This is a genomic window from Qipengyuania citrea (genome assembly GCF_009828015.1).
Classification (GTDB): Bacteria; Pseudomonadota; Alphaproteobacteria; order Sphingomonadales; family Sphingomonadaceae; genus Qipengyuania; species Qipengyuania citrea.
This window is the reverse complement of sequence record NZ_WTYG01000011.1, coordinates 1-14,041: the sequence shown is the minus strand read 5'-3', so window position 1 is coordinate 14,041 and position 14,041 is coordinate 1. Positions and strand designations below refer to the sequence as shown.

Below are 14,041 nucleotides of genomic sequence, written 5' to 3'. Positions count from 1 at the left end.
TGCAATGCGACCAACCGCTCATTGCGAAAAATGCAATCGATGGAAATCAACAGATCGCATGCTGACGTCGACTTATTCGATTAAGAACTGCACGAATAATCGGGCTGCCGGATTCATTCTCAGGCACTTACATAAAATTATGCACTAATTGTTCTCGCGTCGCGCTCTCGCTCTCGCTCAAGGAGCGTCCATGGTCGATAGGTAGCCCTTTTCCGGAGACCAATAGCCCCAAAAACTCTTCGACCATTCATCCTTCATGGTAACGAGAAGAGCTTTACATCGCCGTCGCTCCCCTCCAGACCTCTGCATCTCGGGGTTACGGCGCATTCTCGTAACATTTTTCAAGGAATGGACTACCGGGTTCGAACGCACGAAGAACAAGGGTTTGAAATCGGAAAAATCTACCAGTTCAAGCAAACGGTAGTTCCCCGAGGAGCCCGCAGCACAGATCGTCGCGGGAAGCTCCTTGTCCCAGATTGCAAGCATGGAAAAGCCATTCCTGCTTTCACGGAAGCGAAACCACCTGTACTCGAGGTCGAGCGTTGCTCGTTTTGCGAACCGTGCATGCTCCATAGATCCAGCTAATAACGAGCCCCGTTTTTCGAGCACGATATCCGTTTCTGACCAACAGTCGTACTTGGACCGAAACCTTATCTTATGGTGCTGATGCTTGTTCAAGGCACCTCCGGACTGAGCGATCCCCGGCTTGACATCGACGTCGGAAAGGAAGTTCGCACAGCTTCTGCTGATCATTGCCCGGGCCATGATCTTTTCGCGCACTTTTCGCATTGCAGCCTCCTTCAACAGAGATATGGACACAACGGATCAGCTTTTCAGATATATTTCGTTGCATTAGCGGAAAGCCTGCTTGTGCCCTGTCTCGCAGCGACTGCTATGTTGCCTTCTATTGCCTATCTGATCTTCATTTCGCCGATCCATTTTTCGACCGCGTCGAGCGCCCGTTCGAATGCGAGATCGAGGGAGCGCGCCCGGCGCCGGTAAGCGCAACGTTTCAGCATGCTCTTCCAGTTCCGATTTCTGGCCGCATGCCTGAAGATGCCGTTAGCCAAATCTATTTGGCATGCGGCAGCCGCGCAGGAGGCCACAACCGGAGCGGCGCGGGAGGCACTGCCGCTTTTAGTTGTGTCGAACACTGCTTTAGACATCGTCCGAGCTCGTCTCCCCCTCACCCGCGAACAGCCTGATCGCTGCTGCCTCGAGCAGCCGCGATTAATGTGAGGAAATGTATGCTTTCACGAAACGCCCATTTCAACAGTGGGCAGTCCGGCAACGGTCTAACTTCAGAAATTCGGCGTTTTTTCACAGCCGGGATCTAACCAGGCGTAGCTGAATTCAACCTGTTCGTGATCGAACGGCCGCGTATTGCATGATTGTCAACGGAGTTTATTCTTTATTTCTCAACCGAATTAATCTGGGAATTCATCCTTGGGCATCTCGATCTCAACTACAATGCAATCCCTTGCCGCGTGGGCCTTTTTTATAGTCGCGTCGAATTGCAACCCTTCAATCTGTAGCAAGGTATATAGTGGCCGTCCGACACAGGACGAAAGGGTTGTCGCAGGTAGATTGGAAGGGTACGAAAGTATGACCCTTTTGCCATCGATCCAGCACCGGCTTTCGCGCAATTCGAGCGAGCACTCGAGCGTTCCTCTCAACCAATAGAACCGCCCCGCGGAAAACGGGAGAGAGCCATCGACCGATGTGAAGGGTTGATCACCATCGTCATTGAAGAGCAGCGGCAGGTCGTCCGGGCTGATGCCAGCGAGCTCGAGAACATGGGCGGTAAGACCTGTAATCTTTCTTTGATGAGATCCCGATTCGTCAACTGTCAGGGCAGCGACATTGCGATCATGTTCGCGAAGGTCGAAGTCAATCGCCTCGATCAGCTCTTCGATATCCGAAGCAATCCGCCTCGATCGGGTTGTCGAAAAATCGTGATCGAGCCGAAGAAACTCGGCATGCAGCATAAGGCCGTCATGAGGCCCTTCCGCGAAATCCATCCGCTCCAAGGAAGCTTCCGGCCTCTTTGCAAACCGGGGCAGGAGTTTGCTGTAGGTATCGACCCAGATCTGATCGTACATCGCCGCGTCCGCGAGCATCAGTCCGATGGATCGGGCAAGCGATGCCTCAATCGCGCGCTCGTCCGGATGGGACTGGGGATCTATCGGAATGAGCAGCCGAGGTCCCGATCCAGATGCCTGCTGGAAGTCGAGCACACTTACGGCTATATTTGTGAACCGGTGACCGCCTGCCAGTTCTATTGGGAAGGATTGTTCGAAACCCATCCGACGCAAGACTTTGCGGAAAGTATGCTCGTGGGATTGAGTGTTTGCCCAAAACGCGCGCAAGCTCATCCGATCGTTTGTTAATACGATCTTCTGAACACGGTCCGACTGCATCGATGTTAGTGAGTTGGACATAGTAGCACCTCTACCGGCAAGAACTTACAACCGGTTATAGGATGCTCGCGTCCAGCAGCCCAAGCTTCTTCAAATTCAGCATTCGTGATGTCCGCTTCGCGCCCTAATCGCGGTCGTTTAGCACTTGGGCGTCGATCCCCAAAAGCGGACATCCCTCAAATGGCTACATTCAATCTTTGAGCTTGATTTCGTTGCTGGCCCATCAGTGGTGCTGAGTCAGCGCGTAGATCTGCCGTCAGTTTTCCGCATCCTCGTCGGGAAGTTCCGCCTCCAATGATGCGAGGCGGGTCTCGAGCTCGTCCTGAACGAGTTTCGCCATATTGACGAAGCGCTCGAGACGTTCGACCTGCGACCGCGCGCATCGCGCCATTCCCTTGCCGCTCGATCGCTCATGATTTAGGCTCAGGACGCCTTCCGTAGAGCTCGAGGCGCTACCATCAAAACAAGGAGAGAAAAGATGCACAAGGCACTGTTCGTAGGCATTGAAGCCGGGCCGACCCACCAGGAAGATGCCGCTGAATTTCTCCGGGGTGCGCTGGAGCCGGTCGAGCATGAGCAGGACACGCGGCACTGGTACGCGCTGCGCTTTGGCCCCGCCGACTTCGCCATCTTCGATACCTTCCCCGGCAATGCCGGCCGGCTGAAGCATCTGTTCGGCACGGTCGGCCGGGCGCTGGTGGTGAAGACCTTCACCATCCTCAACGGCTTGCCGGAGATCGAGCCGGCCGACATCCTCGCCCTCAAGGTGCCGGCGGCGGACGCCCTGCCGCGCTTGGCCCTGCATGTTCCGCTTGAAGCACGGGATGGTGCGGAGGAAGAGGTTGCCCGCTTCCTGCAAGAAGCCCGATCGGCCGTGGAGCGGGAGCCGGGCACCCTGTCGTGGTACGCTCTGCGTCTCGGAAAGACTCGGTTCGCCATCGTCGATACCTTCGCCGACGAGGCAGGGCGCGAGGCGCATCTGTCGGGCGAAGTCGGCACGGCGCTATCCGGAAGCTCCGCTTCGCTGTTCGCCGAGCCTCCCCAGATCCACCGCGCACAAATCTTGGCGTTCAAGATTGCATCCGCTGGTGATGAGTAGAGGACGAGCAGGAACACGTCGGTCGCGCGGCCGCTTGAGGGAGGGACAGTCTGATGGACACGAAGCAGAAGGCGCTCGTTGGAGCGGCCGTCGCCAGCACCGCGGCAGCCGGGGCCGCGTTCGCGTTCAAGTTCGCGGGCACGGATTCGAAACTCACCAAGGTCGCGGATTTCGACCATCAGGTGACCGGCGTGAGCGTCACCGAAGACGGGCGGATCTTCGTCTGTTTCCCGCGCTGGACCGACGACGCCCCGATCTCAGTCGCCGAGTTGCTGCCGAGCGGAAAGCTCAAGGCCTATCCGGACGAGAGATGGAATTCCTGGCGCAACGCGAAGGCGAGCGAAATGCCGGTCGGCGAGCATTTCGTCTGCGTGCAATCGATCGTGGCGGATGGTCGGGGCGCCTTGTGGGTGCTCGATCCCGCCGCGCCCGGCAACGAAAAGATCCTGCCCGGCGGCCCCAAGCTGGTCCGTGTCGACCTCGCGACCGACCAAGTCACCAAGACGATCCTGTTCGACGAGACGGTGGCGCTTCAGGGCACCTATCTCAATGACATCCGCTTCAGCGCTGACGGCAAGACCGGTTACATCACCGATTCCGGCACGCGCGGCGCGATCATAGTCGTCGACCTTGACACCGGTGACGCCTTCCGCGCGCTCGACGGCCATAAGTCCACGCAGGTCGAGAAGGACGTGATCGTCGAAATCGATGGCAGGCCGCTTCGTCGACCCGATGGTCGCCAGCCCAGCTTCTCGTCCGACGGCCTCGCGATCTCCAACGATGGCCGCACGCTTTACTGGCAGGCGCTGACCGGCCGAACGCTCTATTCGATCGATACATCGAAACTCAGCAAGGGCGCTTCGGCCTCGGACGTTGAAGCGGCGGTGAAGACCGTCGGCACGACCAACGTCGCGGACGGCCTCTGGATGGGCAGTGACGGCACGCTTTACATCACCTCGCCAACCGACAATTCCGTGAAGTACTGGACGGGCGATGCGCTGGAGCCGGTGGTAACCGACAAGAGATTGCGCTGGCCCGATACGCTGTCGGAAGGGCCGGACGGGACGATCTACGTCACTGCCTCGCATATCCAGGATACGAACTGGTATAAGCCGGGCGCCCCCGCTTCGCTGCCGACCGCGCTTTTTTCCTTTCGTCGGTGACGCGACGCGGTCGGTTTTAACGACCAGTGTCTTGATGTAGTTAGGCTTCGTGGACAAAGCTTGACCTGGGACTCGTCGTTCGATTCAAGGCTGCCTTTTGGAGGCGGCCTTGGGCGAACGGATCGGAGTATCGGATGACGAGTGGGAGCTGGTCATGCCGCTGCTGCCGCCTGAGCGCGGGCGTGGCTGCAGGCCGGCGCAGGATAATCGACGCTACTTCGAAGGCATGATGTGGATCGCGCGCACCGGCGCGCAGTGGCGACATTTGCCGGATGAGTATGGCAAGTGGAACAGCGTCTTCCGGCGCTATCGAAGATGGGTCACGACCGGCGTGTTCGATGCCTTGCTCGAGACGCTGGCCGAACTGGCGGGCCGGGACACCGCCGCCGACATGATCGATAGCACGGTGGTCCGGGCACATCATTGTGCAGTCGGCATAAAAAGGGGACTCAGCAAACAGAGGCGCTCGGCCGATCGCGGGGAGGCTTCACCACCAAACTGCACGCCAGATGCGATGCCAGAGGCCTCCCACTCGGCTTCGTGCTGACGCCCGGCCAAGCGCACGACGTTCAAGGCTTTGCACCGCTGTTCCGGATGATCGGCGATCGGATCGAAGCGTTCCTCGCCGACCGCGGCTATGACGCCGATGCCATCCGCGAGGAGATCGCCGGTGCCGGCGTCGAAGCGGTCATCCCTGCCAAGGCCAATCGCCGCACACCTACACCGTACGACCGGGTAAAATACCGCTGGCGGAACCTGATCGAGCTGCTGTTCAGCAAGCTGAAGAACTGGCGCAGGGTCGCCACTCGATACGACAAGACCAAAGAGTCCTACCTCGGCTTCGTCGCTCTCGCTTCAATCAAGCTCTGGATACCCTTTGTCGACGAAACCTAGCTAAAGAAGCGGTCGCCCGGCAGCTATGATCGACCGCTTCCAAATTGCCGCGAAGGTGCACTGACCGGCCGACGTTGGGGTGGTTTTGCGACTGTCTGGTGTTGAATTGGAATAGGCGAAAAGCGGCCGTCCTTTGCGGGACCGCCTTTCTCAAAAAGGATCGAGTTTCGGGAAAGCCTCCACCACCTATGTTGGTGGCCTAGGCCGCCATGCTACGTCCAGGTCACCTCTTGAAGAACTCCCTCCCATCCGGCGCTGGCTCAACCGCATACTGGCATTGCCGATCGCCATGCAGAACGCGATCTTCGACGAATTCCTGGCTTTGGTGGAAGCCTGCGTATCGGCGGCCCGGGATGCCGGCACGCTGGATGTCGGGGTCGAAAACATTCAGGTCGAAAGCGCCAGCGTTGCCGAGGATATCGTGCTCCGAACCGACGAGCGCACTGGAGCGACTTCGCACCTGCTGCGCATCGACCTGACAACCCGGTATCAACCGACTACGCTGGAAAGAGTGCTCGAGCGGCGCGAATGGTCCGATGGCTGCATCCTCATGCGCAACACGAAGAGCGACAAGGCCGCGCTCTGCGAACCATCGCGCCACTTCATGACCGAGAAGGGCGAGCTGATCCAGCGCGTGATCCTCCACCGTCCCCTGCGCCGGGAATATCATCAGCTGCGCGACCTCGAGGAATCCGCATGGGTAGAATGCGCCGAACCCCGCTTCGCGAAGCTGTGGGAGGCCGAAGCCGAAGACAGCGCATCCCGCCTGCACACCGAGACGGTCCATCTCGCCACGGGCCTACTGCTTCCCATCTGGTCGAACCTTCCGCGCGATTATCTCGAAGTGAACCGGATCGTGGATCTCGAGGGTCGCAGCTGGCTCGGACGCATCGTCTACGACACCGACGTCGCCGACGTGCTGAAAGCCTTCGGCGTAAACTCGAGCGTGAAGCTCACGGATGAAGCGGTCGTCAAAGCACTGCGCGAGAACCGCAGCATCACGATCGAGCAGCCGTTCGGCGCGGTGCTGAAGCGCTCGCGCGTCGCTGGCGATCTTCGCATCGAGATAGCTGGAGCGCCTGCCGACCAGGTCGAATGGCTGAAGAGCATCGGGTGTTTCACCGAGATCATTGCCTACCGCATCCGGGTCTTCATCCCGGCGGACAATCCCGAACCCGTCGTCAAGGCGCTCCTGCCGCCGCTCTGACGATGACGGGCTTGCACGTCGTCAACTGACTGCTATATTCCGATCAAATGACGAATAAAGGAGAATTCGCAATGGCTGGAGTGGCAGAATTCGATCGCGGCAGCGGTTCGCAACCCGCACGTGTTGCTGCGCTTCTCGGTTTTGACGATGCCGGCGATATCGACGACGTCGCACTCGCAGACCGTGTCGCCAGCGGCCTGCTGCCGAAAGCTGCTTCGGGCCTGATTGAAGTGCTCGGGAAAGCCATCGTAGTGGGCGGAATCATTCCCGAAGCGACGTATCGCCGAAACCAGAAATCTCGCAAGGCCTTGTCCCGCGAAATGAGCGAGCGCCTCTATGAGGTGGGCCGCGTGGTTGAAGCAGCGAAGCGAAGCTACGGCGGCGACATCGATGCCGCGCGGCGCTTCCTGTCACGCCCGCATCCGTTGCTCGATGGCCGGCCTCCGCTTGCTCTCGCGCAGGCAAGCTCGGCCGGTGCTGATGCTGTTGTGAACCTCCTCCGTCGGGCCGATGCCGGCTTCGCCGTATGACCCCACGCAAATTGCGCACGGACTGGAGGGTTTGGCGTATCGGTGATCCTGACGGGGAGTTTGCGATCTGGGATGATGGCGGAGCCAGGCGCGCTGCCGGCCGATGGCACGAAGTGGGTGCAGGCGTGATTTACGCCGCGCAGAATTACTCGACCGCGATGCTCGAGAAACTCGTCCACCATTCCGGAGAAATTCCGCCAAACCAGCATTTCATCGAGATCGTCATTCCCGCCGGGACGAGCTACGAGGTCTTCAGCGATGCTCATCACCCCGGTTGGTCGGATCGTAACGGCGATGTCGCCCGCAAATTCGGACGCAAGTGGTATGAAGAGGGACGAAGCGCCTTGCTCGTCGTACCGAGTGTGGTTGCGCGCATGGAGCGAAATTTCGTCTTCAATACCGGCCATGGCGATTTCGGATCGATCTCACCTGGACTCGAAACACCGGTCTGGTGGGATGACAGACTCTTCGCGAGGTGAAGGCTCTTGAGTCCGTTTGTGGGTGGCAAGCCGACAGTCCGCAGTTAGCTCAAGGCGTGGCTTGATCGGGCGTACAATTGGTACAGCGCTCCTAATACCCGCCTTCGCCTACTTCGATACGGCGGAGCACTATGCTCTCGCTTTCGTACTCCTTACTGCCCATACGCCCGCGGCAATCACAGCAGCCAACGTTCCGGCGGTTGCCCAGGGGTGCCGGCCAGCGGCGGTGGTAACGGTGAAATGCCTGCCATGCTGTTGGCCTTCGACATCCCCATCATTGCCTTGTGGTTCGTAGAGATTGCCTTGTTGCTCGGGTATCGGTTTCTCTCTGTCGATCAGCTTGTCAGCCATTGTCGCGGCGATCCTGTCAAACAGGTGAGGAAAGGCTGCCGAACCGAAGATCTGGAACTTGCCCGCACCGCCGACGACTACGTCCCGGCGTGTATGTTGGGCGGCGTCGAGTATCGCGCGGGCCACCACTTTTGGGGCGTACACCGGCTCCGGTAGGCGCGCCTTGAAGCCTGTGGTGTTGCGGGCATGCTGCGGAAAAGGTGTGCCAATGGCGCTGGGCTGGATCAGCGTAACCGAAACGGGTTCGCCATTCATTTGCAGCTCGATCCGAAATGAATCGGTAAAACCTTTCACGGCGTGCTTCGACGCGTTGTAGGATGCGAGAATCGGCCCCGGCATATCCGAATTTATCGAGCCGACATTGATGAGCGCGCCCCCGCCCGGTCTGTCCTTGAAATGGCGCGCCGCGATCACCGAACCATATACGACGCCCCAGTAGTTGGTATCGAAGATCTTGCGGTGATCCTCCATCTCGAGGTCCAGAACCTGGGCGTAGACGCCTATGCCGGCGTTGTTCACCCAGCTGTCAAAGCCACCGAATTGCTCGATCGTCTTATCGGCCAGCCGCTGCATATCCTCTTCAGCCGAAACATCGGTGACGACATAATCCACCGTTCCGCCTTCGCTGCGAATATCAGCGCACACCTGCTTGAGTGCGCTCTCGTCACGGGCGGCGAGCATGACCGTGGCACCTCGGCTTGCGGCCATCTGTGCAGTGCATAGGCCATGGCCGGACGTCGCACCGGTAATGACGATGACTTGCTCATCGAGCGGCTTTAATTTCAGCTGATTTTGCATGGCAAGACCTCCGGATTTTCAAGGGTGACACACACTTACGAATTCCGCCCACCAAAGTTCCTCTGGAATGACGCTTCCGCCCGCAAGGCTATGATGTCCGCTTTCAGGGAGACGGCGGCGAACCTTCAATGACCGGGATGGGGTCGTTTGCGGAACGTCGGCTATCGCGGTCATAGTTTCCAAAAGCAGGCAGACCGCTCGCGGCCCGCTTCCTGCCGGTCCGCAAAGCTCCCTCATTCGGGCGTTTGAGAACCCTTGAGCGTCTCCTGAAACCCGCCATTGGAGCGTTTTCTGGCTCATTGCGGTTCGTATCCGCATGATCTGAAGTAATTGGCGCATTCGTCTGGCTGCACATGCGGACGAGCCTGCCGATGAGGTCCCAAAGGCCTCGAACGGTGTGCTCGCCGGCTTTGCGCAGCATGGCCTTGAGCCGGGAGAACGCCTTCTCGATCGGATTGAAGTCCCGGCTGTAGGGTGGAAGGAAGCGCAGGATGGCACCAACCGCCTCGATCTTTTCCCTCACGGCCGCCCGCTTGTGGCTGGGGAGATTGTCCATGATGACGATGTCACCGGGTCGGAGTTCGGGCCCCAAGACCTTGGTGACGTAGGCTTCCAACCAATCGCCGTTGACCGGTCCATCGAGCACCATCGGCGCGACCATGCCGGTCATGCGCAGACCGGCTACCAGCGTGGTGGTCTTGCGGTGGCTGTGCGGGAAGCCCATGCGCAGCCGCTCGCCCGTTGGGCAGCGCCCATGACTGCGGGTCATGTTCCTGGCAGTCCACGTCTTGTCGATGAACACGAGGCGCTCGGGATCGAGATCGAGCTGGCCGTCGAACCAGCGCTGGCGCTGCTTCAAGATGTCGGGCCTGTCCTGCTCAACCGCGTGCCCAATCTTTTTTGACGCGTGATCCTATGCCGCGCGAAGAAGCGATGCACGGTGCCGATGCCCATCGGCACAACGCGCTCGGTAAGCCGCGCCTCAATCTCGGTTAGGGTGATGTCTCCACGCTCGGCGACCTCAACATGTGAGCTGACATTCAGTTGGCAAGCCCCTGAATGGCAACAAGATCGGATTCCCGATGATCGGTTTAAAGGTGTGGACCGGCATGAGCGGACGTCCGGCCGCCAGTCGAAGAAGCGCCCAACTTACCGCATTTTAATAGATGTCATGTAACAAGCGTCATGTTCGATCTACTTTCTTGTGTTCAAAATGAACATGATAGCCGCCTGCTCGGGTTGGCAATTGCAGTCTGCATCATTGCGGCTGCCTCTACCGTCGTGCTTTTGCGGCAGGCTCGGAACGCTCATGGCGCAGAACGAACACGTTGGGTCCTCGTGGCCGGCACAGCGAGTGGCTTTGGCACCTGGGCGACGCATTTTATCGCGATGATCGGTTACAACTCGTCGATCGTCAAAGGTTACGAACTCACTCCCACCCTTCTGTCACTTCTGGTCGTGGCGGGATCGATCTCTACCGGATTCGCCATTGCGCTCCGTTCGCAGGATTGGCGTGTACGGTGGTTCGCTGGCGGCATTATCGGCGCAGGCGTCGCGGCCATGCACTATATCGGGATGGCGGCAGTCGAGATGTCTGCATCCTATCATCTCTCGACAGGATATGTGGTCGCCTCAGTGATCGCTGCGATTGGTCCCAACTTCCCCGTCCTGTCGTGGGCGATCGACCGGAACGATCGAAGGAGCGGAGTTGGAGCGGCCGGCCTTATTGTTCTTGGCATCTTCTCCCTGCATTTCATTGGCATGGCGGGGATCACCCTTCTGCCAAGTCGCATGCCGCCTTCTACTGACATTGTCCTGTCATCATTTGGCCTCGCGCTGTCGGTTGCCGCCGCAGCCGCATTCGTTCTCATCATGGGCATGGTTGCCGCTATTGTGCGCGGTCGAACCAAGGCGGCTATCGATGCCAATGCCCGCGAGTTTAAAGCGTTGATTCAAGGGATCAGCGATTGTGCCATTTATATGCTCAGTACGGACGGTCGCGTCGCGAGCTGGAATGCCGGCGCGCAACGGCTGAAGGGTTACACCCAGGACGAAGCGATCGGCCTTGAACTTGCGGCTTTCTATTCGCCGGAGGAACGAGAGGCTGGCGTTCCGGCGCACGACATCGAAACGGCGCGACGCGATGGCATCTTCAATGCGCAAGGCTGGCGCTATCGCAAGGATGGCTCCCGCTTTTGGGCACATGTGACAATTGAGGCGGTTCGCAACGAGTATGGCGAGTTCCAAGGCTTCGCCAAAATCACGCGCGATATGACCCGCATGAAGGAGGATCAGGAGCGCCTCGAAGCCGCGCTCTCGAACATGCACCAAGGCCTTTGTCTGTTCGATTCGGAAGAACGCCTGGTCCTCGCCAATGGACGGGTGGCAGACATGTTCAGGGCTGCGCCTGAAGATTTCCCGATGGGCACGCCTTTTGAATTGCTCGTCCGGCATGTGCTTGTCGAGCGAGCGGGAGGCGAGGTGAATGAAAGTCTCGTCGCTGAGACGTTGGCGCGCCATCGCGCCTGCATTTTGCAACCGAATGGCGGTACGCTGACCATTCCATTCAAGAATGACTCAACTCTCTCCATCGCGCATCGCCCACGACCCGATGGTGGGTGGGTCACGACCTTCGACGACACTACCGAACGGCGAAATGCGCAGAAGCGGATCGAGTTCCTGGCGCTCCACGATGAACTGACCGGCCTGCCAAATCGTGCACATTTTCATGATGCGATGAAGGCGGTGCTAACGCAGGCGACCGATCAAGGGCACAAAGTGGCAGCGGTCGGAATCGATCTGGACCGGTTCAAGGAAGTGAATGACGCGCACGGGCATGCGATGGGCGACGCGGTGCTTCAGGAACTGGCCGGCCGCCTGTCGCGACTCTTGCGCGACGAAGAGTTTGTCGGACGGCTGGGCGGCGATGAGTTCGCGGCCTTCAAGGTCTATCATGACCGCTCTGCGCTCGATGATTTTATCGCGCGGTTGAATGAGAAGCTTAGCGCGTCGGTCGATCTCGATAATCTCAGCGTAAGCCTGGGCGCCAGTATCGGCGTCGCAATCTATCCCGACGACGGAAGCAATCTCGAGCAGATATTAAATAACGCGGATCTCGCTATGTATCGGGCGAAAGATGCGGTCGGCCAACCCGTCTGCTTCTATGAGCCGAGCATGGACGAAGCCGTGCGCGCCCGCCGTGTCATCGCGTCCGATCTTCGCGAGGCGATTGATCGCGCAGAGCTCAGCCTCGCCTACCAGGTGCAGAAGTCGGTACGGTCCGGAGAGGTGCGAGGCTATGAGGCGCTGCTGCGTTGGAAGCATCCGCGCGACGGATGGGTCTCGCCGGAGGAGTTCATCCCGATCGCCGAGGAATGCGGAGAGATTGTTCGAATTGGTGAATGGGTCCTGCGGACCGCTTGCAAGGCCGCTGTATCGTGGTCCAAGCCGTGGCGCGTGGCGGTGAATCTGTCACCAGTCCAGCTCATGCATGTCGACCTGATCGAAACGGTTACCGGCGCGTTGGTCGAGTCCGGACTTCCGGCATCAAGGCTGGAGCTGGAGATTACCGAAACGGCCTTCATTTCCGACAAGACGCGAGCCCTCCACATCCTGCGCCAGATCAAGGCGCTGGGCGTCTCCATCGCAATTGATGATTTCGGTACGGGCTATTCGTCGCTCGACACTCTCAACTCTTTCCCATTCGACAAGATCAAGATCGACAAGTCTTTCCTGCTCGATGCAGAAACAAGCCATCAGGCACGATCGATTATCCGAGCGGTGCTGGCGCTGGGACGCAGCCTGAAAGTCCCTGTCCTAGCCGAGGGCTTAGAGAATGATGCCCAGCTAAGATTGCTCAAGGACGAATGCTGTGATGAAGCACAGGGTTACCTCTGGGGCCGCCCGATCAGCAATCCTGAGCAAACCGACCGCAGTCCGCAATTGATCATCGGCAAACTGGCTGGATAGGAGGTTGGACCAAGCTTTGTCTCGGCACTTCACGAGCATGAGCTAACTGAATATCTGCAATGGGTGGCCGAATGCTGGGTGAGCCGGGTTGCGTCCTGCTGGCAGCGCGGAGCGATTTCAACGGCAGATACTGACGAGGCGGACTTTCGACTGCCCGCTTCGGAAGACCGGCTTTGGGTCGACAGCTGCCTCATCGGGGGCTTCGTGATGAATGGCAGCTATCTCTGGTCCACTGCCCGAAAGCTGACAGGCGGCAAGCGACCCAATCTCTGCCATTTGATCGGCCTATCCACAGGCTTCCACACGACCGGTGTAGCTGTATCCAACCTGCTCTCATTCGACCGTCCGCTCATTGCGTAATTTGCAATCGGGCGGAATACTAACGGATCAGTCGGCTCCATTAACTCTTGTCGGTTACGCAGCCTTCACGAATTCGCGCCAAAACCGTTATGCTCAGGGCGATCGATCAACGAAGATGGCTCCTGATTGGCGATACCGGATCGCCTATTGACGATCCGGCTACCATATATCTTAGGCCGCTTGGGCGAGATGAGGGAGGTCGAAGGTGTCACCCCGCTCCCACTGTTCGGCCTGAATCGCGATAAGTCGGTTGTAGGCCCTCACCATGTCGCCATCTGCCGCTTCGAAGGTCGATGCTGGTGCATCGGTAATGTGGTGCAGATTGAGCGCATGGTCGAACCAGTACGCGCCCAGGTTGAAACCGTCTGGCACGAGGGTCGCGCGGTCGTCTTCGCCAGTCAAACAGAGCATGCAGCTCTCGATGTAGTGCATCCCCCCTCCCATCTGTGCGGCCAAGCCGATTTGCGGAACCGTCGGGCACTCTGCAGACTGATGAACCCAGATGAGCGGACGGCCGGTTGTCTGAACCCGGGAAGCGAACTGCATCAGGCCGAAAGCGTGTGGAGCCGACCCGCTCAGCATGATGTCCACCTTGTCTCGGAATTCAGTGAAGCGTCCGGGCCGGCCGCCCAGCAGGTGTGCAACGGCGGCGAGGTAGTTGGCGATGCGCTTCTGTTGTTCGATCTCAGTCATCTCAAGTCTCCATAGGCCGCGGGGATCGCGTGCCCTTTTCCGCTCTCTTCCAGAGAGCCACCTCCTTTCGTTCTAAAA

General features: G+C 58.9%; 12 protein-coding genes and 2 pseudogenes. 7 read left to right on the top strand and 7 right to left on the bottom strand.

Going from position 1 to position 14,041, the window contains the following annotated elements; translation table 11 throughout:
* Window positions 1–177 precede the first annotated feature (177 nt).
* The 4 genes from GRI55_RS14460 to GRI55_RS15180 form a co-directional block, all read right to left on the bottom strand.
* A complete protein-coding gene (locus GRI55_RS14460; RefSeq protein WP_063510799.1) occupies window positions 178–789 on the bottom strand; it encodes a hypothetical protein in 612 nt (203 codons plus the stop codon).
* A gap of 122 nt (window positions 790–911) precedes the next feature.
* Window positions 912–1,166, bottom strand: a complete 255-nt coding sequence (locus GRI55_RS14455; protein ID WP_156494036.1) for a hypothetical protein — start codon at window positions 1,164–1,166, stop codon at window positions 912–914.
* Between the two features lie 261 nt (window positions 1,167–1,427).
* Entirely contained in the window at window positions 1,428–2,441 is a 1,014-nt protein-coding gene (locus GRI55_RS14450) for a hypothetical protein (RefSeq protein WP_156494035.1), read from the bottom strand.
* A gap of 235 nt (window positions 2,442–2,676) precedes the next feature.
* On the bottom strand, window positions 2,677–2,811 hold the full coding sequence (locus GRI55_RS15180) for a hypothetical protein (protein ID WP_255357728.1): 135 nt from the start codon (window positions 2,809–2,811) through the stop codon (window positions 2,677–2,679).
* 87 nt (window positions 2,812–2,898) lie between these two features.
* On the opposite strand from GRI55_RS15180, the gene GRI55_RS14445 reads away from it, so the two are divergent.
* The 6 genes and pseudogenes from GRI55_RS14445 (at window position 2,899) to GRI55_RS14420 (ending at window position 7,792) form a co-directional block, all read left to right on the top strand.
* The gene (locus tag GRI55_RS14445; protein WP_063510796.1) at window positions 2,899–3,519 is read left to right on the top strand and encodes a putative quinol monooxygenase; all 621 of its coding nucleotides are present in this window, start codon (window positions 2,899–2,901) and stop codon (window positions 3,517–3,519) included.
* Between the two features lie 53 nt (window positions 3,520–3,572).
* Window positions 3,573–4,682, top strand: coding sequence for an L-dopachrome tautomerase-related protein (locus tag GRI55_RS14440; RefSeq protein WP_063510795.1), 1,110 nt, complete (start codon window positions 3,573–3,575; stop codon window positions 4,680–4,682).
* A gap of 154 nt (window positions 4,683–4,836) precedes the next feature.
* Window positions 4,837–5,576, top strand: a pseudogene (locus GRI55_RS15340) (IS5 family transposase).
* Between the two features lie 133 nt (window positions 5,577–5,709).
* Window positions 5,710–6,783 carry a strawberry notch C-terminal domain-containing protein gene (locus GRI55_RS14430; RefSeq protein WP_082835612.1) on the top strand — a complete coding sequence of 358 codons (1,074 nt, stop codon included), beginning with the start codon at window positions 5,710–5,712 and terminating at the stop codon, window positions 6,781–6,783.
* An 80-nt stretch (window positions 6,784–6,863) separates the two neighbouring features.
* Window positions 6,864–7,313, top strand: a complete 450-nt coding sequence (locus tag GRI55_RS14425; protein WP_160767613.1) for an antitoxin Xre/MbcA/ParS toxin-binding domain-containing protein — start codon at window positions 6,864–6,866, stop codon at window positions 7,311–7,313.
* Window positions 7,310–7,792: an RES family NAD+ phosphorylase gene (locus GRI55_RS14420; RefSeq protein ID WP_063510792.1), complete on the top strand. Its 483-nt coding sequence runs from the start codon at window positions 7,310–7,312 to the stop codon at window positions 7,790–7,792. Before GRI55_RS14425 ends, GRI55_RS14420 begins: the two co-directional genes overlap by 4 nt.
* Window positions 7,793–7,921: 129 nt before the next feature.
* On the opposite strand, the gene GRI55_RS14415 is transcribed toward GRI55_RS14420, so the two are convergent.
* Together GRI55_RS14415 and GRI55_RS14410 are read right to left on the bottom strand one after the other, a co-directional pair.
* A complete protein-coding gene (locus tag GRI55_RS14415; RefSeq protein ID WP_063510791.1) occupies window positions 7,922–8,941 on the bottom strand; it encodes an SDR family oxidoreductase in 1,020 nt (339 codons plus the stop codon).
* 296 nt (window positions 8,942–9,237) lie between these two features.
* Window positions 9,238–9,946, bottom strand: a pseudogene (locus GRI55_RS14410) (IS630 family transposase); the annotation flags it as partial.
* A 180-nt stretch (window positions 9,947–10,126) separates the two neighbouring features.
* Here GRI55_RS14410 and GRI55_RS14405 point away from each other — a divergent pair.
* A complete protein-coding gene (locus GRI55_RS14405) occupies window positions 10,127–12,910 on the top strand; it encodes a bifunctional diguanylate cyclase/phosphodiesterase (protein WP_063511758.1) in 2,784 nt (927 codons plus the stop codon).
* A gap of 531 nt (window positions 12,911–13,441) precedes the next feature.
* Here the strand turns inward: GRI55_RS14405 and GRI55_RS14400 are convergent.
* Window positions 13,442–13,963: a hypothetical protein gene (locus tag GRI55_RS14400; RefSeq protein ID WP_160767612.1), complete on the bottom strand. Its 522-nt coding sequence runs from the start codon at window positions 13,961–13,963 to the stop codon at window positions 13,442–13,444.
* Window positions 13,964–14,041 lie beyond the last annotated feature (78 nt).